Source organism: Actinoalloteichus fjordicus, from assembly GCF_001941625.1.
GTDB lineage: Bacteria > Actinomycetota > Actinomycetes > Mycobacteriales > Pseudonocardiaceae > Actinoalloteichus_A > Actinoalloteichus_A fjordicus.
Genome location: NZ_CP016076.1, coordinates 2142833 through 2162162, shown reverse-complemented (window position 1 = coordinate 2162162; position 19330 = coordinate 2142833). Strand labels below are relative to the sequence as shown.

Genomic DNA, 19330 nt, shown 5'->3' with positions numbered 1-19330 from the left:
CAGGCACCCGGTGGCGGGACTGTGCTCGACCTTTCACACCCCATGACCAGAAACGGCAGACCATCGCGGCGGTATGGGTCTACCGGGGCGGCGACGCGGATCGGGAACTGCTGCCGATGGCCGAGGCGTTCGGGCCGAACGGGCAGACGTCCCGATCGGCGCCCGACCGACGGGCACCGCACACACCCCGGCGTCGGACCGCGCTCCGCACGGCCCGTCGATGCACGGCGTCTGCCGGACACCGGCCCTGCTCGGCGACGGCGGACATCGCCGCCGGACGTTCTCCGACGACCGTGACGGCGGGTCCGCCGGGGGGTGCGGGCCGCTAGCCGGCAGGCTCGACGACCATGGAGATGCCGGGCAGGCTGCCCGGCATGAACGCGGAGGGCGACCGGCGATGGACACGAGCAGCGGTCCCGAGGGAACGGCAGGCAGGACCGGCACCGATCCGAGCGAGGCAGGGACGGGTACGCGGTCACGGCCGACCACGTCCACGGTGGACCTCAACTGCGATCTCGGCGAGGGCTTCGGGATCTGGACACTCGGCGACGACGACGCGCTGCTGGACGTGGTGACCAGTGCCAACATCGCCTGCGGCTTCCATGCCGGCGATCCGAGCATCCTGCGCAAGGTCACCGATCGGGCCGTGGCCGCAGGCGTGGTGATCGGCGCCCAGGTCTCCTACCGCGACCTGGCAGGCTTCGGTCGTCGCTTCATCGACGTCGAACCGGCGGCGCTGGCCGACGACATCGTCTACCAGCTCGGCGCGCTCGACGGATTCGCCAGAATCGCGGGCGACCGGGTCCGCTACGTCAAACCGCATGGCGCGCTGTACAACGCGATCGTGACCCACACCGAGCAGGCGGCCGCCGTCGTCGCGGCGGTGCGGGACTACGACCCGACGCTGGCGGTGCTGGGGCTGCCCGGCTCGCAGTGGCTGGCCCACGCCGAGGCAGCCGGGCTGTCCACGGTCCACGAGGCCTTCGCCGATCGTGCCTACACGGCCCGAGGCACACTCGTATCGCGCCGCGAGGCGAACGCGGTGCTGCACGACGCCTCGGAGATCGCCGACCGGTGCGTCCGGATGGTGCGTGACGGCGTGGTGCGGGCGACGACGGGCGAGGACGTCGAGGTCCGGCCGCATTCACTGTGCGTCCACGGCGACACACCGGGCGCGGTGGCCATCGCCCGGCTGGTGCGGGATCGGCTCACGGCGGCGGGCATCACTCTCGAGGCCTTCCGGTGAGCGTCATGCGGAATCCCGACGCCGAGCCGGACGCCGACGCCTCTCCCCCCACCGAGGCGGGCAGGCACGCGACGGCCCCGCCCGAGTCGAGCGACCCGGCGAGCACCCCCGCCTCGCCCGCCGACGCGAGCGTCCCCACTACTGCGCCGAGGCCTGCCGTCCACCGCGTCGGACGCGGTGCGCTGCTCGTGGAACTCGACGACCTCACCCAGGTACAGGCCCTGCACCATTCGCTGACCGCCGACCGGCCCGAGGCGGTCGACGAGATCGTGCCTGCGGCACGCACCGTGCTGATCTCCTTCGATGCCGACCGGCTGGCGGCGGACCGGCTGATCACCGAGCTGAGATCGCGAGACCTCTCCCCCGTTCCGAACCGGGAGGGCACCCTGGTGGAGATCCCGGTGTCCTATTCCGGACCCGACCTCGGGGAGGTCGCCGAGCTGACCGGACTGTCCGAACAGGACGTGGTGCGACGCCACTGCGGCCGGGAGTACCGGGTCGCGTTCTGCGGATTCGCCCCCGGCTTCGGTTACCTGGTCGGCGGCGACCCGCTGCTCACGGTGCCGCGCCGGGAGACCCCGAGGGTTCGGGTGCCCGGCGGGTCGGTGGCCGTCGCCGACGAGTTCAGCGCGGTCTACCCCCGGGACTCCCCCGGCGGCTGGCGACTGCTGGGCCGGACCGAGCTGGCGTTGTGGCAGACCGATCGGCCTGAGCCTGCCCTGTTGACGCCGGGGGACCGCGTCCGCTTCCGCGAGGTGCGCTGATGTCCGTCGAACGACGCGCCTCGATGACGGTGCACGCGCCCGGATCACTGGCCACGGTGCAGGACCTCGGCCGCCCCGGCTACGCGGCGCTGGGGGTGACCCGTTCCGGCGCGGCCGACCGGCCCGCGCTGCGCCTCGCCAACCGGCTGGTGGGCAATGCCGAGTCCTGCGCGGCGATCGAGGCCACGTTCGGCGGCCTGCGGGTCGAGTTCGACGCGCCCACCCTGCTGGCGCTCACCGGAGCGCCGCTGCCCGCCGCCCTGAACGGGCGGGCGATCGGCATGCACGGCCCGGTCTGGGCCGAGGCGGGCGAGGAGTTGAGTCTGGGCCTGCCCGCCCTCGGTCTCCGCACCTATCTCGCGGTGCGTGGCGGCATCGCCGTTCCGCCGATACTCGGATCTCGCTCCACCGACCTGCTCTCCGGGCTGGGTCCCGCGCCGCTGGTCGAGGGCACCCGACTGCCGTTGGGACCCCGGCCCGAGGACTGGCCGGTGGTGAGTCAGGCGCCGGTGGCCCCGCTGCCCGAGATCCCGGTGCTGCGGCTGCACCCCGGCCCCCGAGACGACTGGTTCGACCCGGAGGCCCTCCGGCTGCTGTGCACGAGCGACTACGAGGTGACGGAGCAGAGCAATCGCGTCGGCCTACGGCTGGCAGGCCCGCCGCTGCGCCGCCGGGTGTCGCGCGAGCTGCCCTCCGAAGGCATGGTCCGGGGCGCGATCCAGGTGCCCGCGAGCGGCCTGCCCGTGCTGTTCCACGTCGACCATCCAGTCACCGGCGGCTACCCGGTCATCGCCGTGGTGGACGAGGACGACCTGCCTGCCGCCGCCCAGGTCCGGCCCGGCGGGCTGCTCCGCTTCCGGCTCGCGACCGGGCCAGGCTGAGGCTCGACTCGGCGGCCCTGCCGCTCGGCAGATCCTCGCCCGGCCGGACTGACGGGCCCACCCCCGGACTGACTCGACAGGCCCGTCGCCCCGCCTGTGGTGAACCCTCGGCAACCGATGGCACCAGTCCTCGGGCGGCCTGCCGGGCGGGCCTGGACCGCCGTCCCGCCGCCGCGAGTACCGCCGGGGCTTGCCGGGCGACGCTGGTGACCAGGGATCGACGCGACGCCGGTCCCCCGCGACCGAGCGGAGAGCAGTACGGCTTCCCGTCCGGCGGGCGTTCGGTTGCCTGCACTGTCGAGCAGCCAGGAGTACGTCTCGACCACGAGCAGGACCGTGAGCCTCCTGCCGAGCGGTCCTCGGCAGGGAGCCCGATGGCCGCGATTCGTGCTCGTCCTTCTTCCGAACCTCGTCGAGACCAGTTCACCAGGGCGACAGGCGCCAGGACCGTTTCCCAGCCTGGCATCACCGGGCTGTCCCTCGACGCCGCCGCCGAGGAGTCGGACTGACCATGGACGGCCATGGACGGCCATGAGACCGAGCACGAGGACCGCGATCCCTCGATGCCGCGATCCGCGTCACCGGGCGCGGTTCTACGCGTGACGTCCGTCGAATACGGCTCCCGCCTGGAGGGCCCGGACGGGCCGCGCCCCGTCAGAACCCCGATCACCTCGGCCGACCGCGGTGGACGGGACGTCAGCGCAGCCCTGCGGCGATGGAGTCGATCAGCCGGGCGGAGTCCGCCTCGGAGAGCGCGCTCCAGGACAGCAGGTCGAACGTCGCCGCGTAGTGCTCGACGTCCTCCGGGTGCTCCACTACCTGCGCGACGCGGTCGCTCTCCAACCAGACCGCCGACCGGCCGGGCACGTCGTCGAACCCCAGCAGGGTGAAGGCCGACTCCATCGCCGGGTGCGCTCCACTGTGGAAGGGCAGGACGCGGATCGAGAACTCGGGCTGCTGACCGGCGACCAACAGCCAGTCGAGCTGATCACGCATCTCACGAGCCCCGCCCACCAGACGCCGCAGGGCGCCCTCCCCTACCACCGAGATGAGGCGAGTGCCGTTGTCCGAGAGGGCCTCCCGCCGGGTCCGCCCGAGCCGGACCGCCTCGTCGAGTTCCTCGGCGGACAGCTCTGGCAGCGCCGCCGTCCGCACCGCTCGCAGATACCCGTCGGTCTGAGCGAGCGGCGGCAGCAGCTCGGGATGCCAGCTCCGCAGCTCCGTCGCGGTGCTCTCCATCTCCAGCTGATAGGCCCCGGCCTGGCTGACCGTGGGATGCGCCCGCTCCCACCAGCCGGGGCGGTCGGCCTCCTCGGCGAGCTCGAGGTAGCGGCCCGCCTCGGCGAGGTCGACGCCGTAGGCCGCCAGCAGCACGCGCACGTCCACCGGGCGCACCCGGCGCACGCCGTTCTCGATGCGGCTGACCGTCGGCGTCGAGAGGCTGGTCTGTCGAGCGGCCTCCAGCACGGAGATACCCCGCGCCATGCGCAGCTCACGCAGCGCGGCGCCGAGCTGCCGCCTTCTCAGGCTGGGACCGGACATGGTGGACCTCCCGCTCGGTGTGTCCTTGATCCCCACTCTGATCAACACCGGGCCCGACGCCAAGGAGGTTCACCCGACCGTGAAATCCATCGGGTGATCCTCCCGGCAGGTCGAACGTCGCGGTCGCGGTGCGGGCGCGCCCGTGGTCCGGTCCCTGGCGGCGGGCGCGTCGGCCGGGGCAGGCCTGCCTGCCCCGTCGGCTCAGCCGAGCCGAGCCGGGCTCAGCTCACGCAGGCGCGGCAGGACCTGCTCCGCGTAGAGCTGGAGGAACCGGGGCTGGTCCTCGCCGGGCGCATGGAACACCAGGTGATCGAAGCCGAGATCGAGGTACGCCTTGATCCGCTCGACGTGTTCCTCGGCGTCGTCGGAGACGATCCATCGGCTCGCGGCCTGCTCGGCGGTCAGCTCGGCGGCCAGCCGCTCCATCTCACGCGGGTCCTCCACCCCGACCTTGGACTCCGGCGGCAGCGCCAGCGCGGCCCAGTTACGGGTGTCCTCCATCGCCCTCGCGCGGTCGAGGTCGAAGGAGACCTTCACCTCGATCATGCGTTCCAGCTTCTCGGGATCGCGACCCGCCTTGGTCGCCCCCTCGACCAGGCCGGGCAGCAGCGCGTCGCGGTACAGCTCGACGCCCTTGCCGCTGGTGCAGATCATCCCGTCACCGGACCGGCCCGCGAACCGGGCCATCCTGGGTCCGCCCGCCGCGATGAAGATCGGGATCTGCTCGTCGGGCCGGTCGTAGACCGTCGCGTTCTCCGTGCGGTAGTAGGTGCCCTCATGGCTGACGTGGTCGCGCTGCCACAGCTCTCTGATCAGCCCGACCGACTCGCCGAGCCGCTCGAAGCGCTCCTTGTACGCAGGCCACTCGATCCCGGTGGCTGGCACCTCGTTGAGGGACTCCCCGGTGCCCACGCCCAGGATGACCCGGCCGGGGAAGAGCACGCCCAGCGTCGCGGTGGCCTGCGCGACCAGCGAGGGGTGGTGTCGAAACGTCGGGGTGAGCACGCTTGTGCCGATCTGCACCCTGGTGGTCCGCTCGCCGAGTGCACCGAGCCAGGCGAAGGCGTACGGCGCGTGTCCGTCGGTGTGCTTCCACGGCTGGAAGTGATCGCTGATCATCACCGAGTCGAAGCCGGCCTCCTCGGCGAGCACGCCGAACTTCAGCAGCGTGCGCGGCTCGAACTGCTCCGCCGACGCCTTGTAGCCAATCTTAAGCATCTCATCGCCTTCCTGTCCGTCCGGACATCGCCCGCCGGTCCGCCCGGTCGCGACGATCCGCTGATCATCACAAGTCGATTCGACGAGTGAGGATTCCCCGATCCGGCGCAGATCACCTTCCCGATCGGCCGCCGGATTCCGCCGCAGGACGGGCTCAGGGCGTCAGATCGAGGACCGGACCCATCGCGCCGGACTCACCGCGATCCTGGCGACGTGCTGCCGACCTCGCCAGGCGACGACCCGCCGATCGGGTGTGCCGGACCGACGCGGGTGTTCAGGACCGATGCGCAGGCCCGATCCGGGCGGCCGCAGGCGACCGGCTCAGCTGATCGTCGGCAGGTCGGGTGCGGCGACGTCGTACACCGAGCCCTCCTGCGTGAGGAGCGCGGCCAGCACCCGCCCCTTGCGCTCGGAGTCGAGGGCCTCGCCCCAGCGGACCTCGCGACCAAGGCTCAGCGCAAGCCGGATGTCCCGCGTCGAGTCCGCGCTCACCGAGAGCACCTCCGACCGGACCTCGGCAGGCAGCGAGTCCACGACCTGCACGGCCGCCAGCGTGACCGGGTCGTGCGGTCCGGGGCTGTCCACCTGCAACTCGGGCAGCCCGGCAGGAGGTTCGTCCACCGTCGCGTAGGCGAGTCCGGTCCGATCGGTGAGCCAGAGCCCGTCGGAATCGCGCAGCAGCACCACGGGCTCCCGTTCGACGACGGTCAGCACCGCCGTCGACGGCCACGAGCGTCCGACGGTGACCTCGGCAACCCTGGGCAGCCCGGCGATCCTCTCGTGCACCGTTCCGGTGTCCAGCCGCAGCATGGGCGTGCCCAGGGTGACGCCCGCCGCGTCGAGGACGTCCCCCTCCGCGAGTTCCTGGACGCCCGCGACCTCGACGGTGCGCACCGACAGCAGCGGGGTGTACCAGAGCACCGCCGCGACGGTGAGGATCGCCAGCAGCAGGATCGACAGTCCTCTGGGGCGCAACAGATCGCGCAGCACGGACCGAGGAGTCCGCCGCACCCGACGCGGTCTGCCTCGGCGCGATCGGGCCCGCACCGAGCGGCCGCGGATCGAGCGGACCGGGCCCGACCTGGTCGCGGTGTCTCCGGCGCCTCGGGCCGCCCGGCCGCCCCCGGCATTCGCACCGCCGGAGCGCCGCTCGGTCCGGGCGGACCGCGAACCGGGCCCGGCAGGTGCCGACCCGCGCGCCCCGGCCTGCCCGGCACGCCGCACGCGCCGGGCTCCCCGAACCGTGGCGGCGGCCATCTACCGCTCCTGCACCGAGGCGAGCCTGCTGAGGATCTCCGGCCCCAGCATGGTGACGTCCCCCGCGCCCATGGTGATCACCACGTCGCCGGGCCGGGTCAGCTCCGCGACGACCTCGGGCACCTGCTCGAACGACGGCTCGAACCGCACCCGCTCGGCGGGCAGCGGGACGTGCGAGGCGACCAGACTGCCGGTGACACCCGGCTCCGGCTCCTCCCTGGCGCCGTAGACGTCGAGGACCACCACCTCGTCGGCCAGCGCAAGCGCCGTCCCGAACTCGGCGGCGAAGGTCTTGGTCCGCGAGTACAGGTGGGGCTGGAAGACCACGATCAGCCGATGATCCCCCGCGACCGGTCGCGCCGCCCGCAGCTGGGCCGACACCTCCGTCGGATGGTGCGCGTAATCGTCGTAGACCCGGACCCCGCCCGCCTCGCCCTTGCGCTCGAACCGTCGGCGGACCCCGCGAAAGCCCGCCAGCCCGGCGAGCAGCTCGGCACGATCGGCGCCCAGTTCCAGGCCTGCCAGCAGCGCGGCGACCGCATTGCCCGCCATGTGCTCGCCAGGGACGGCGACCTTGATCTCCAGCCGCTCCTGGTCGGCGCCGGGGTCGCCGAGCAGGTCGACCGTGACATTGCCGAGGAGCTCGGCAGGCGCGTAACCGACGATGCGGGCGTCACCCGGCGCCTCGACGTCTCGGCCGTACCGACGGACCCGGACGCCCGCCGCCTCGGCGTGCAGGGCCAGCGCGGCCGAGCCCGGGTCGTCGACGCCGATGATCATCACGCCGCCGGGACGGACTCGGGACACGAAGGACTCGAACACCTGGGTGTAGGCCTCGGCCGTGCCGTGGTGATCCAGGTGATCCGGCTCGACGTTGGTGACCACCGCGACGTCGGGGGTGAAGAACAGGAACGAGCCGTCGCTCTCGTCTGCCTCGGCGACGAACACGTCGCCCGTGCCGTGGTGGGCGTTGGAGCCGGACTCGTTGAGATCACCGCCGATGGCGAACGACGGATCGAGCCTGCACCGCTGGAGTGCCACGGTGAGCATCGAGGTGGTCGACGTCTTGCCGTGGGTTCCGGCGACGCACACCACGCGGCGGCCGGTCGTCAGCTCCGCCAGTGCCTCGGCCCGCCGCAGCACCGTGATGCCCCGCTCCTGCGCAGCGGCGAGTTCCGGATTGACCGCCCGGATCGCGGTGGACACCACCACCGCCGTCGGCGGCTCGTCGAGCTGGTCGAGATGGTTCGCCTCGTGCCCGAGTGCCACCTTCGCGCCCTGGGCGCGCAGTGCCAGCACCGTTCGGGAGTCCTTGGCGTCGGAGCCGCTGACCTCGGCGCCCCTGGCCAGTAGAATGCGGGCGATGCCGCTCATCCCGGCGCCGCCGATGCCCACCAGGTGCACCCGCCGCAACACCGGCGGCAGCACGCCGTCGGCCTTCTGCAGTTCCATCGTTCCCCCCGTGACGCCCCGGTCCTGTCGGTCCGGTGCGATCCGCTGCGCCTCAGCCTCAGTCATCCCCGCCATCGGTCCATCCTGCCCTCACACCCGTCTGCTCCGCGTCGCGCCTCGCCAGGAAGCGCGATCATCGACCCGCCGCCCGCAGCACCATCGTGGCCAGGACGTCGGCCGCCTCGCGGTGTCCGCTGCCTGCCGTCGCCCCGGCCATCGCGGCGAGCCTCCCCTGATCCAGCACCAGCGGAAGCACGGTGTCGATCACCCGCTGCGCCGTCAGCTCCCCATCGGGGATCAGCAGACCGCCGCCTGCGTCGACCACCGGAACCGCGTTGAGGGCCTGTTCGCCGTTGCCGTGCGGCAGCGGCACGAACACGGCGGGGAGTCCCACCGCCGAGACCTCCGCGACCGTCATCGCACCGGAGCGACAGAGAATCAGATCGGCCGCCGCCAAGGCGAGATCCATCCGCTCCAGATAGGGCACCGCCACGTAGGGCGGGGTGCCCGGGACGGACTGGACCGCCACGGTGTTCTTGGGGCCGTAGGCGTGCAGGACGCCGATGCCCGCCCTGGACAGTGCACCCGCCGCGCCGGAGACGGCCGTGTTGAGCGTCCTGGCTCCCTGCGATCCGCCGGAGATCAGCAGCGTCGGTGCGTCCGGGTGCAGCCCGAAGTGGGCCCGGGCCTCCGCCCGCAGCGCCCGCCGGTCCAGGGAGGTGATGGAGTGCCGAAGCGGGATGCCGATCACCTTCGCGTCGGGCAGTCCGCTGTCAGGCACGGCGGCCGCGACCGCTGCGGCGAACCGGGCGCCGACCTTGTTGGCCAGCCCCGCCCGGGCGTTCGCCTCGTGGACCACGATCGGCACCCGTCCCCTGGCGGCGAGGTAGGCGGGCAGTGACACGTAGCCGCCGAAACCGACGACGACGTCCGCGCCGACCCTGGCGAGCACCGCGCGGGTGTCGCGCACGGCGGACCGTACCCGCAGCGGCAGCTTCAGCAGGTCGGGGCTCGGTTTCCTCGGCATCGGGACCGGCGGGATCAGTTCGAGCGGATATCCCCTGGCCGGGACGAGCCTGCTCTCCAGGCCCCGCTCGGTGCCCAGGGCGACGACCCTGGCCTCGGGCATCAGTCTGCGGACCGCGTCGGCCAGGGCCAGCGCGGGTTCGATGTGCCCTGCGGTGCCGCCGCCTGCGACGACGACGCACAGCCCTCGTCCCGCGGGCTGCGCCGAACCGCGCGCGGCGGAGGCGGCGGGGCCGTTCGCAGGGGTGAAGCGCACCGTCTCGTCGGCGCCGTGCTGATCGCTGCGGCCGGTAGGACCGGCTGCGGGTCCGACCATCGTCGAAGACCTCCTGATAAGTGGGACGCCGGAGTCGACGCGACCCGGCGATCGGGGATGTTCACGGCGCCCGGCGCGGTCGACGCCGTCGGCCGGTCCGTGCGGAGGGCGCCCGACCGGCACGACCGCGTCCGGCGGACTGTGCGGTCGTCCGAAGCGTGCCCGTCGGCCGTCCCGGGCGTCGCGGCGGAGTCGCAGGCCGCACGGACCTGCGGCGGGGCCGAGGCCGGTAGGCATCGGGCAGGGGGAGATGGAACCAGCGTCGCCGTCGGTTCACACCCTGCGACCGCAGCGCCGCCACGGCCTCCGGCTCGTGCCGGGCGAAGTTGGCGAGCATACCGAAGACGATCATTCCGGCGATGAGGCTGGTTCCGCCGGAGGACATCAGCGGGAGCTGGAGGCCGGTGACCGGCAGCAGGCCGACCACGTAGCCGATGTTGACCGCGGCCTGCGCGACCAGCCACGTCGTCAGCGTCGCGGCCACCAGTCGGTTCCACGGATCGGTGTTGCGGGCGGCGATGCGCAGACCGACGTAGGCCAGCGTCGCGAACAGCCCGATCACCAGGGCACAGCCGACCAGGCCCAGCTCCTCGCCGACGACGGCGAAGATGAAGTCGTTGTGCACGTTGGGCAGATAGCTGAACTTCGCACTGCCCTGCCCGAGTCCCTTGCCGAGCATCCCGCCGTCGGCCAGGGCGAACAGCGCCTGGCGCGCGTGGTAGCCGGTGTTGAGCGGGTCGCCCCCTGGGTCGAAGAAGGACAGCATCCTGTCCAGCCGGTAGGGGGCGGAGAGCGCGAGCACCAGCGCGCCGGTGACGCCCGCGAGCACGATCACGGCGAAGAGTCGCAGCGGCGCTCCGGCGAACCACAGCAGCGCCAGCAGCACGATGCCGACGGTGATCGTGCTGCCGAGGTCCGGCTGCATCATGATCAATGTGAAGATCAGCAGGGCGACCGGGACCACCGGAACCAGCAGGTGCCGCCACTGTCGCAGCAGCGCCCGCTTCACCACCAGGACGTGCGCGCCCCAGAGGGCGAAGGCGACCTTGGCGACCTCGACGGGTTGGAAGGAGGGCAGCGGCCCCAGCCGGAACCAGCTGCGTGCCCCGCCTGCCTCATGGCCGATGACCAGTACCAGGGCCAGCAGCAGGAGGCAGACCGCCAGCATCAGCGGGCTGAGTCTGCGGAACGTCTTGGGCGGGATGCGCAGCACCACGAGGAAGAGCACCAGGCCCACCCCGCAGTAGAGGAGCTGTCGGTAGAAGATCGCGTACGACGAGCCGTACTGGTCCATCGAGTCCACCGCGGAGGCCGACAGCACCATCACCAGGCCGAACACGGTGAGCAGGCCGAAGACGGCGAGCACCAGGTGGAACGAGGTGAGGGGTCGCGCCAGCCAGGCGGTCAGGACTCCGCGCAGCAGTGCGAAACCGCTGAGCCGATCGGATTTGGCCCTCGGTGTCGCTCTGGTGCGGGAAGTCGCCTTCGTCGCCGCGTCTCGTGTCAGACCGGGCCACCCCGTTCGGCAACATCGTCGGGACCGGCGCCGGAGCGCTGGTCGCCGTCGGTGATCGACGCGAGCCGATCCAGTACCGCCGCAGTGAAGGAATCGCCCCGATGGGCGTAGTCGGTGAACATGTCCATCGACGCTGCGGCGGGAGCCAGGAGCACGGCCTCACCCGGACGAGCCACTCGGCTCGCGATGTCCACCACCTCCAGCATGGCCTTATCGTCACCTGCGGCGACCTCATAGACCGGGACATCCGGTGCGTGTCGCGCCAGCGCGGCGGCGATGAGGGCTCGGTCGGCGCCGAAGAGCACGGCGGCGGCGAGGCGATCACCGGTCTCGGCCACCAGCTCGTCGACCGACGCGCCCTTGAGCAGGCCGCCCGCCAGCCAGACCACCCTGGCGTGGCCGCGCAGCGACGCGGCGGCGGCGTGCGGGTTGGTGGCCTTCGAGTCGTCGACGAAGACCACTCCGCCGTGCTCGGCGACGACCACCGCCCGGTGTGCGCCTGGCCGGAAGGCGAGCAGTCCCGCCTCGATCGCCGAGGGCTCGACACCGTAGGACCTGGTCAGCGCAGCCGCCGCCAGGGCATCGACGATCCCGGTCGGGCCTGCGGGCCGGACCCGGTCGGCGTCGATCAGCGGCACCGAGGTGTCCGCCTGCCCGAAGACCCGATCCACCAGCACACCGGCCGAGACGCCGAACTGACCCGCAGCGGGCTCGCCTGCCGTCACGCCGATGCGGCGGTCGGCGGGCGCCGCGGCCAGCAGTAGGGCGGCCTGCTCGTCGTCGATCCCGGCGACGGCGACCGCTCCGGTGAGCGCGCGTGCCTTGGCCGCCGCGTAGGCGGCGGCCGAACCGTGCCAGTCCAGGTGGTCCTCCGCGACGTTGAGCACCAGCCCTGCGGCGGGCCGCACGGAGGAGGACCAGTGGAGCTGGAAACTCGACAGCTCCACGGCGAGCACCCGGTGACCGGCCAGGACCGCGTCGACGACGGGAAGTCCGACGTTTCCGCAGGCGACCGCGTCGAGTCCGGCGGCGAGCAGGATCGACTCGACCATGCTCACCGTGGTGGTCTTGCCGTTGGTCCCGGTGACCGCAAGCCAGTCGGCTGGTCCGCCCGGCCGCAGCTGATCGAGTCGCCAGGCGAGCTCCACCTCGCCGATCACCTCGACCCCCGCCTCGGCGGCGGCGACCAGCAGCGGCGCGGAGGGCCGCCATCCCGGACTGGTGACCACGAGATCGGTGCCCGGCGGCACGGCGTCCACGCCGACCAGCCCGGTGACTCCCGGCAGGTTCATCGACTCGATCCGAGCCGCCGAGCCGTCCACGACGGACACCGCCGCGCCCTGCGCGAGCAGCGCTCTGGCGGCCGAGACGCCCGAGACGCCTGCCCCGGCCACGACCACCGAGAGCCCGGCGAAGGGTGAGCCGTCCACCGTCACCTCCTCCTGCTGATCACGTCTGACTCCGTCATCTGGTGCGGCGTCCCGCCGTCGCGGTCAGCCGCTCCGCGTCGCCGACGAGACTGCCGAGGGCCGCCCCCGCGCCCACGCGCCCGTCAGGACAGACGCGCGGGCGCGGTGTCGCGTTGCGCTCGGACGGGCTCGGCGACGACCCGCTGTACTCGATCGTCCCTGCCGGGCCTCGGCGAACCGCCGAGGCCCGGCGGGTCTCGCCGTCTTTCGGACTCCGATGTTCGCTGGACCGCCGTGTCCTCGGACTCCGGTGTCGGTGGAACTTCGGTGGCCTTGAACTTCGGTGGCCTTGAACTTCGGTGGCCTTGAACTTCGGGGTCCCGATGCCGCCCTGAACTGGAACTCCGCAGTTTCCCGAGGCCGCCGGTGTTCTCAACGTTCGACGTCGTGCCGCGCAAGGAGTGACCGAGCACGGCGGTTGTTCGGCGCCGAGCTACGGCGTGAGACCGGACGCGCCCGCCCAGTCGCTGTAGAAGATCCCGAGACCCAGCAGACAGGTCACACCGGACAACAGCCAGAACCGGATGATGACCGTGGTCTCCGCCCAGCCGCCTAGTTCGAAGTGATGATGGAAGGGTGCCATGCGGAACATTCGTCTGCGTGTCGTCCGGAAGACCACGACCTGAAGGCTCACCGACAGCGCCTCGACGACGAACAGACCGCCGAGGATCACCATGAGCAGCTCGGTGCGGCTCGTGATCGACAGGCCGGCCAGCAGACCGCCGAGCGCGAGGGAGCCGGTGTCGCCCATGAAGATCTTCGCGGGTGCCGCGTTCCACCACAGGAAGCCGATACAGCCTGCCATCGCGGCGGCGGCGATGATCGCCAGGTCCAGCGGGTCTCGGACGTCGTAACAGCCGGGCGTGGGCCGCAGGCCGCAGTCGTAGCGGAACTGCCAGAAGGTGATCAGCACGTAGCTGGCCAGCACCATGGCGGCGCTGCCGCCCGCGAGGCCGTCCAGGCCGTCGGTCAGGTTCACCGCGTTGGACCAGGCCATGATCGCGATGTTGCAGAACACCACGAAGCCGACGACGCCGAAGGAGACCACCGCGATGTCCCGCATGAAGGACAGGTGCACGGAGGCGGGCGTGAGTCCCCGGTCGTTGGCGAAGCGCAGCGCGAGAACGGCGAAGATCACGGCGGCCAGGAACTGCCCGATGAGCTTCGCCGTCTTGTTCAGACCGAGGTTGCGCTGCTTGCGGATCTTGAGGAAGTCGTCGAGGAATCCGACGATGCCCAGCACCGTGGTGAGCATCAGCACCAGGAGACCAGAGGCCGTGGGGCCGTCGCCCACCGTGAGGTGCGTGACGAGGTAGCCGGCCCAGATCGCCACCAGGATCGCCACGCCGCCCATGGTCGGCGTGCCACGCTTGCCCTGATGGCTCTGCGGTCCCTCCTCCCGGATCTCCTGGCCGAAGCCCTGCCGAGAGAACACTCGGATCAGGTATGGGGTGAGCAGGATCGATACCGCAAGCGCGACCATGGCCGCGATGAGGATCGGTCTCACGAAGTGCCTCCGTTCGATGCCCGTGACTCGTCGAGGATCGCGTCGGCCACTCGCCAGAGTTCGGCGACCTTCGACGCCTTGACCAGCACGACGTCACCGGGCTGCAGCTGATCGCCCAACAGATCGACGGCGCCTGCCACGTCAGGCACCAGTACCGCTTCGTTCCCCCAAGAGCCTTCCAGGCACGCGCCCTGATACATCGGGCGGGCCTGCTCCCCCACGACCACGAGCCTGCTGATGTTCAGCCGGACCGCGAGCCTGCCGATCTCGTCGTGTGCGACGGCGCCGTCCGGCCCCAGCTCGCCCATCACCCCGAGCACCGCCCAGCTTCGGCGCGGCTCCCCCTCGGTGTCCCGTGCCATCGACGCGAGGGTCCGCAGCGCGGCCCGCACCGATTCGGGATTGGCGTTGTAGGAGTCGTTGACCACGACGACGCCGTCGGACCGCTCGGTGACCTCCATCCGTCGCGCCGATCGCCGCCGGGCGGCCGACAGCCGCTCGGCGACCTCCGCGACGGAGGCCCCCAGTTCCAGGGCGACCGCCGCGGCGGCCAGTGCGTTGTCCACCTGGTGCGCGCCGTGCAGCGCCATGCTGACCGGTGCCTCGCCCTGCGGAGTGACCAGGCGGAAGCTCGGCCGCGCCGCACCGTCGAGGACCACGTCGACCGCCCGCACGTCGGCGTCCCGATGCTGCCCGAAGTAGATGATCTTGCCCGAGGTGCGTTCGGCCATCGCCGCCACCCTCGGATCGTCCCGGTTGAGGATCGCCACCCCGCCGTCGGCCTCGGCGGGCACCGCCGCCGCCAGCTCGCCCTTGGTCTGGGCCACCGCCTCCTGCGAGCCGAACTCCCCGAGGTGCGCGGTCCCGACGTTGAGCACCGCGCCGATGCGCGGCGGCGCGATGGCGCACAGCTGGGCGATGTGGCCGGGACCTCGGGCCGACAGCTCCAGCACGAGATGTCGGGTGTGCTCGTCGGCCCGCAGCACGGTCCAGGGATGCCCCAGCTCGTTGTTGAACGAGCCGGGCGGCGCCACCGTCTCGCCCATCGGCTCCAGCAGCTGCGCGATCAGATCCTTGGTCGAGGTCTTCCCGGACGATCCCGTGACCCCGACGACGGTCAGCCCGGCACGACTCAGCCTCGACGCGACCTCTCTCGCGACAGCGGCCAGCCCGGCCAGCACCGACGCGCCCGCGCCGGTGCTGTCGCCCAGCAGCGCCACCGGGGTGCCCGGCCGGTCCAGGTCGGCGACGGGCGGGACGATCACCGAAGGAGCGTCCACCTCGCGGGCGGCCAGCACTCCGGCGGCACCCGCCGCGACCGCCGCAGCGGCGAAGTCGTGACCGTCGACGCGCTCACCCGGCAGTGCGACGAACAGCCCGCCCTCGGTGAGTTCGCGGGTGTCGAACTCCACCGTGGAGGTGATCGTCTCCGACCCGTCGGCCCGGTGCAGCCTGCCGCCGACGGCGGCGGCGATCTCGCCCAGCGTGAGTCTGATCAACGGTTCTCCTCCGTCTCACGGGCCCGGACGGCCTCGGCGAGCACGTCGCGGTCGGAGAAGGGCAGCACGACCTGGCCCACCTGCTGACCGGTCTCGTGCCCCTTGCCCGCGACCACCAGGATGTCGCCGGGCCTGGCCCTGGCCACCGCCTCGGTGATCGCCGCCCGGCGGTCGCCGATCTCCACGATCTCGCCGCGCTGGGCACGCGGGACGGCCAGTGCGCCCGCCAGCATCGCGGAGCGGATCGACGTGGGGTCCTCCCCACGAGGATTGTCGTCCGTGACGACGAGGAGGTCGGCACGGCGAGCCGCCTCCTCGCCCATCGCGGGTCGCTTGCCCGTGTCGCGTTCGCCACCACAGCCCAGCACCACCAGGACGCGCCCCTCCGCCTGGGCGCGCGCGGCGTCCAGCACGGCGGCGACGGCACCCGGCTTGTGCGAGTAGTCGACCATCGCGACGAACGGCTGGCCCTCCACGACGCGCTCCATCCGGCCGGGAACGTCCACGGAGGACAGTCCGGCGGCGATGGCGTCGGCCGGGATGCCGTCGGCGTGCAGACACGCGGCGGCCAGCAGCGCGTTGGCGATGTTGAACGGTCCGGGCAGCCGGATCTGCAGATCGAGACGAACCCCGTCGGGTCCGAGCGCCACGAACGTCTGCTCCCCGGTCGGCAGGGCGCGCGCGTCGCGGACGGTCCAGGAGGCCGCCGCGTCCGCTCCGGTGGCCACGGTGATCGTGTCCGGGGTGACCAGCCGGGTGCCCCAGCCGCCGTCGACGCAGACCACCTCGTGTCGGGCCCGGCCGTCGAACAGGCGTGCCTTGGCCGCGAAGTAGTCCTCGAGGTCAAGGTGGAAGTCGAGATGATCCTGGGAGAGGTTGGTGAACCCGCCGACGGCGAACTCGGTGCCCGCCACCCGACCGAGGGACAGCGCGTGGCTGGACACCTCCATCGAGACGTGTTCGACGCCTCGCTCGACCATCAGCGCGAACAGCGCCTGGAGGTCGGGGGCCTCCGGGGTGGTGAAGGCGCTCTTCAGGCGTTCGCCCGCCACCCGCGTCTCGACGGTGCCGACGAGCCCGGTCGACACGCCTGCCGCGCGCAGGCCGCCGTCGAGCAGATAGCAGGTGGTCGTCTTCCCGGAGGTGCCGGTGATGCCGAGCACGCGCAGCCGCGTGGAGGGATCGCCGTAGACCCGAGCGGCCGCCGGGCCGATGGCGGCTCGGGGATCGGGGTGCACCAGGGTCGGCAGGGCGACGCCCGCCGCGACGGCGCGTCGGTGTCCCTCCTCGTCGGTCAGCAGGGCGACGGCACCCGCCGCCGCCGCCTGATCGGCGAAGTCCGCGCCGTGCGCGCGGGCACCCGGCAACGCGGCGAACAGATCGCCGGGACGGACGTCCTGAGCACGAAGGGTGGCACCGGTGACCACTCGCGCGTCCGGCGCCAGACTGGTCTGCTCGACCTGAAGTCCGGCAGCCACGACGCTCGCGAGTTCGGCCACCGAACGGGGCGTCACGTGGGCCGGTCTCGGCGCCTTCATGACGGCTTTCGGGGAGGCGAGGGCTGACACGCGCGAAAGGCTACCGACGCGGCTCGCGACACCTGACACATGGGACCGTCCCAGCAGTCGATTCCGATGGCGTAACAGGCGATGATCCGCCCTGGTGCCGAACACCGCCGGTGGCGGGCCGCCGACGAGTCCACACGCGATCGGAGTTCCCCGCCGAGCCGAGGTCCACACCCGATCACGACGACCGCGAGCAGGTCGCTCGTCGAGATCGGGTGTCGCCCGGCAGGTCGTCGGCCCTCAGCGCTCGGTCAGGGTCACGATCGGGCTCGGCTCCGGGGACAGCGGGATCTCATGACGCTGCGTCAGATAAGAGGCCGTCTCCCGGAACAGCGGCGCGGCGGACGTGCCGGGGTCGGGTGCGTCCAACATCACTGCGATGACGAACCGAGGATCGTCGGCGGGCAGGATTCCGGCGAAGGTGATCCACTCGTCGACGCTGCTGTAGGCGCCGGTCTCGGGGTCCGGCTGCTGAGCCGTGCCCGTCTTGCCCGCGATCTGGTAGCCGGGCAGGGCGCCGCCGGTTCCGGTGCCGCGCTGCCCCGGCTCGTCCTGCACCACGGCCCGGAGCATGTCCCGCACGGTCTGCGCCGTCTCCGGGCTCACGACCTTCACCCCGGAGGGCGTGGGCTCCTCGGTGCGGAGGCCCTCCGGGTCGATCCGCGCGTCGATGATCCTCGGCGGGATGCGCACGCCGTCGTTGGCCAGCGCCTGATACATGCCCGCCATCTGCAACGCCGTCATGCTCAGCCCCTGTCCGATGGGCAGGTTGCCGAAGGTGCTGCCCGACCAGTTCTCCCTGGCGGGCACCTGGCCGGGGCTCTCGCCGGGCAGGCCGACGTCGGTGCGACGGCCGACGCCGAACCGCTCGAGCATCTCGACGAACCGGTCCTCGCCCACCTCGTCGGAGATCATCAGGGTGCCCACGTTCGAGGAGCGGGCCAGCACGCCGGTCGCCGTCATCGCCTCGACCCCATGCTGCCAGGAGTCCCGGATGGTCCGGTCCGCGACCTGAACGGTGCCGGGGACCTGGAGCACGTCGTCGGGGGCCAGCAGGCCGTCCTCGACGGCGGCGGCCACCGCGACGATCTTGTTCACCGAGCCCGGCTCGAAGGGATGCGAGACGGCCGGGTTGGCCAGCTGCTCGGGACTCACCCCGGTGGTGTTGTTCGGATCGTAAGTCCGGTCGTTGACCATCGCGTGCACCTCGGCGGTCTTCGCGTCGAGGACGACCAAGCTGCCGCCCTCGGCACCGCTCTCCTCGACGTAGCGCGTGAGCTGCTCCTGCGCGACGAACTGAAGATCGGAGTCGAGGGTCAGCATCAGATCGGAGCCGGGCACCGCGGGCTCGACCACGTGCGACGAGCCGGGGATGACGACGCGTGATCCCTCCGCGGTGTCCGCGACGAGCAGGCCGTCCTCCCCCGAGAGCAGGTCGTTGCGCGAGCTCTCCAGGCCGACCATGCCCCGAACCAGCTTCTCGTCCGGCCGCCAGTTCGCGAAGCCGAGCACGTTGGAGGCCAACGGCCCCGCAGGATAGCTTCGGCGGGCGCGGTACTCGCTGCCGATCTCCGGATACGTCTGCCGGATCAGCTCGGCCTGGCTCGGCTGAACGCCGTCGACGAGGTAGACGAAGGTCCGATCGCTGAAGAGATCGTCGAGGAGCTCACGTTCGTCGACGGCGTCGCCGAGCACCTCGACGAGGTGGGCGGCCATCTCACGCTTGTAGGCCGCCGGGTCCTCGCCCTCCTCGCGCTGCACCCGCTCGATCACGCTCGGCTGCGCGAAGAGCACCCTGGTCTCGATGCTGATCGCCAGCGGGCTGCCGTTGCGATCGAGGATGGCGCCGCGCTCGGCATTGACCACGGTGTCGTTGCGACGCTGCCGCTCGGAGCCCTCCGAGATCGCCCCGGCCTGCACCACCTGCACCTCGACGAGCTTCACCGAGGTCGCCAGCAGGCACAGCACCAGGAACAGTCTGCCGACGCGCAGCCGTCGATGGTTGTTCTGCACGTCCGACCGGACGCGGTTACGCGCCCGGACCTGCACCGGGCGGCGCATGCCCCTGCTTC

Annotated in this window: 15 protein-coding genes; 4 read left to right on the top strand and 11 right to left on the bottom strand. The window is 72.0% G+C overall.

Going from position 1 to position 19330, the window contains the following annotated elements; genetic code table 11:
- The first annotated feature begins 397 nt into the window (after positions 1-397).
- From UA74_RS09760 to UA74_RS33985, 4 genes are all read left to right on the top strand, one after another.
- A complete protein-coding gene (locus tag UA74_RS09760) occupies positions 398-1246 on the top strand; it encodes a LamB/YcsF family protein (RefSeq protein ID WP_083683068.1) in 849 nt (282 codons plus the stop codon).
- 5 nt (positions 1247-1251) lie between these two features.
- Positions 1252-2010, top strand: a complete 759-nt coding sequence (locus tag UA74_RS09755) for a 5-oxoprolinase subunit B family protein (protein WP_083683067.1) — start codon at positions 1252-1254, stop codon at positions 2008-2010.
- Positions 2010-2891, top strand: a complete 882-nt coding sequence (locus tag UA74_RS09750) for a 5-oxoprolinase subunit C family protein (protein WP_083683066.1) — start codon at positions 2010-2012, stop codon at positions 2889-2891. Before UA74_RS09755 ends, UA74_RS09750 begins: the two co-directional genes overlap by 1 nt.
- 374 nt (positions 2892-3265) lie before the next feature.
- Positions 3266-3400 (top strand): hypothetical protein, encoded by a 135-nt coding sequence (locus UA74_RS33985; RefSeq protein WP_257787504.1) that lies wholly within the window; start codon positions 3266-3268, stop codon positions 3398-3400.
- A gap of 187 nt (positions 3401-3587) precedes the next feature.
- Here the strand turns inward: UA74_RS33985 and UA74_RS09745 are convergent, their stop codons facing one another.
- The 11 genes from UA74_RS09745 to UA74_RS09695 all read right to left on the bottom strand — a co-directional run bounded on the left by UA74_RS09745 (position 3588) and on the right by UA74_RS09695 (position 19319).
- Positions 3588-4433, bottom strand: a complete 846-nt coding sequence (locus UA74_RS09745; protein WP_075739964.1) for a helix-turn-helix domain-containing protein — start codon at positions 4431-4433, stop codon at positions 3588-3590.
- A 201-nt stretch (positions 4434-4634) separates the two neighbouring features.
- Complete coding sequence (gene fgd / locus UA74_RS09740) at positions 4635-5651, bottom strand: glucose-6-phosphate dehydrogenase (coenzyme-F420) (protein ID WP_075739963.1); 1017 nt, start codon at positions 5649-5651, stop codon at positions 4635-4637.
- A 321-nt stretch (positions 5652-5972) separates the two neighbouring features.
- Positions 5973-6908 carry a cell division protein FtsQ/DivIB gene (locus tag UA74_RS09735; RefSeq protein ID WP_083683065.1) on the bottom strand — a complete coding sequence of 312 codons (936 nt, stop codon included), beginning with the start codon at positions 6906-6908 and terminating at the stop codon, positions 5973-5975.
- Entirely contained in the window at positions 6909-8360 is a 1452-nt protein-coding gene (gene murC / locus UA74_RS09730; RefSeq protein WP_075743609.1) for a UDP-N-acetylmuramate--L-alanine ligase, read from the bottom strand.
- A gap of 133 nt (positions 8361-8493) precedes the next feature.
- The gene (gene murG, locus UA74_RS09725) at positions 8494-9702 is read right to left on the bottom strand and encodes an undecaprenyldiphospho-muramoylpentapeptide beta-N-acetylglucosaminyltransferase (protein WP_083683989.1); all 1209 of its coding nucleotides are present in this window, start codon (positions 9700-9702) and stop codon (positions 8494-8496) included.
- 61 nt (positions 9703-9763) lie between these two features.
- The gene (ftsW, locus tag UA74_RS09720) at positions 9764-11068 is read right to left on the bottom strand and encodes a putative lipid II flippase FtsW (RefSeq protein ID WP_404799969.1); all 1305 of its coding nucleotides are present in this window, start codon (positions 11066-11068) and stop codon (positions 9764-9766) included.
- Between the two features lie 137 nt (positions 11069-11205).
- A complete protein-coding gene (murD, locus tag UA74_RS09715) occupies positions 11206-12648 on the bottom strand; it encodes a UDP-N-acetylmuramoyl-L-alanine--D-glutamate ligase (RefSeq protein WP_083683987.1) in 1443 nt (480 codons plus the stop codon).
- A gap of 472 nt (positions 12649-13120) precedes the next feature.
- Positions 13121-14170, bottom strand: coding sequence for a phospho-N-acetylmuramoyl-pentapeptide-transferase (gene mraY / locus UA74_RS09710; protein ID WP_404799987.1), 1050 nt, complete (start codon positions 14168-14170; stop codon positions 13121-13123).
- A gap of 20 nt (positions 14171-14190) precedes the next feature.
- Positions 14191-15693, bottom strand: coding sequence for a UDP-N-acetylmuramoyl-tripeptide--D-alanyl-D-alanine ligase (locus UA74_RS09705; protein WP_075739960.1), 1503 nt, complete (start codon positions 15691-15693; stop codon positions 14191-14193).
- Positions 15690-17231: a UDP-N-acetylmuramoyl-L-alanyl-D-glutamate--2,6-diaminopimelate ligase gene (locus UA74_RS09700; protein ID WP_075739959.1), complete on the bottom strand. Its 1542-nt coding sequence runs from the start codon at positions 17229-17231 to the stop codon at positions 15690-15692. Before UA74_RS09700 ends, UA74_RS09705 begins: the two co-directional genes overlap by 4 nt.
- Positions 17232-17498: 267 nt before the next feature.
- On the bottom strand, positions 17499-19319 hold the full coding sequence (locus UA74_RS09695; RefSeq protein WP_075764242.1) for a peptidoglycan D,D-transpeptidase FtsI family protein: 1821 nt from the start codon (positions 19317-19319) through the stop codon (positions 17499-17501).
- Positions 19320-19330: the final 11 nt, after the last annotated feature.

What these genes read in the sequence shown, in the direction of transcription:
- UA74_RS09760 (WP_083683068.1), top strand. Translation starts at nt 398, where the DNA reads ATGGACACGAGCAGCGGTCCCGAGGGAACGGCAGGCAGGACCGGCACC.
- UA74_RS09755 (WP_083683067.1), top strand. Translation starts at nt 1,252, where the DNA reads ATGCGGAATCCCGACGCCGAGCCGGACGCCGACGCCTCTCCCCCCACC.
- UA74_RS09750 (WP_083683066.1), top strand. Translation starts at nt 2,010, where the DNA reads ATGTCCGTCGAACGACGCGCCTCGATGACGGTGCACGCGCCCGGATCA.
- UA74_RS33985 (WP_257787504.1), top strand. Translation starts at nt 3,266, where the DNA reads ATGGCCGCGATTCGTGCTCGTCCTTCTTCCGAACCTCGTCGAGACCAG.
- UA74_RS09745 (WP_075739964.1), bottom strand. Translation starts at nt 4,433, where the DNA reads ATGTCCGGTCCCAGCCTGAGAAGGCGGCAGCTCGGCGCCGCGCTGCGT.
- fgd (WP_075739963.1), bottom strand. Translation starts at nt 5,651, where the DNA reads ATGCTTAAGATTGGCTACAAGGCGTCGGCGGAGCAGTTCGAGCCGCGC.
- UA74_RS09735 (WP_083683065.1), bottom strand. Translation starts at nt 6,908, where the DNA reads ATGGCCGCCGCCACGGTTCGGGGAGCCCGGCGCGTGCGGCGTGCCGGG.
- murC (WP_075743609.1), bottom strand. Translation starts at nt 8,360, where the DNA reads ATGGAACTGCAGAAGGCCGACGGCGTGCTGCCGCCGGTGTTGCGGCGG.
- murG (WP_083683989.1), bottom strand. Translation starts at nt 9,702, where the DNA reads ATGGTCGGACCCGCAGCCGGTCCTACCGGCCGCAGCGATCAGCACGGC.
- mraY (WP_404799987.1), bottom strand. Translation starts at nt 14,170, where the DNA reads ATGGTCGCGCTTGCGGTATCGATCCTGCTCACCCCATACCTGATCCGA.
- UA74_RS09700 (WP_075739959.1), bottom strand. Translation starts at nt 17,231, where the DNA reads ATGAAGGCGCCGAGACCGGCCCACGTGACGCCCCGTTCGGTGGCCGAA.
- UA74_RS09695 (WP_075764242.1), bottom strand. Translation starts at nt 19,319, where the DNA reads ATGCGCCGCCCGGTGCAGGTCCGGGCGCGTAACCGCGTCCGGTCGGAC.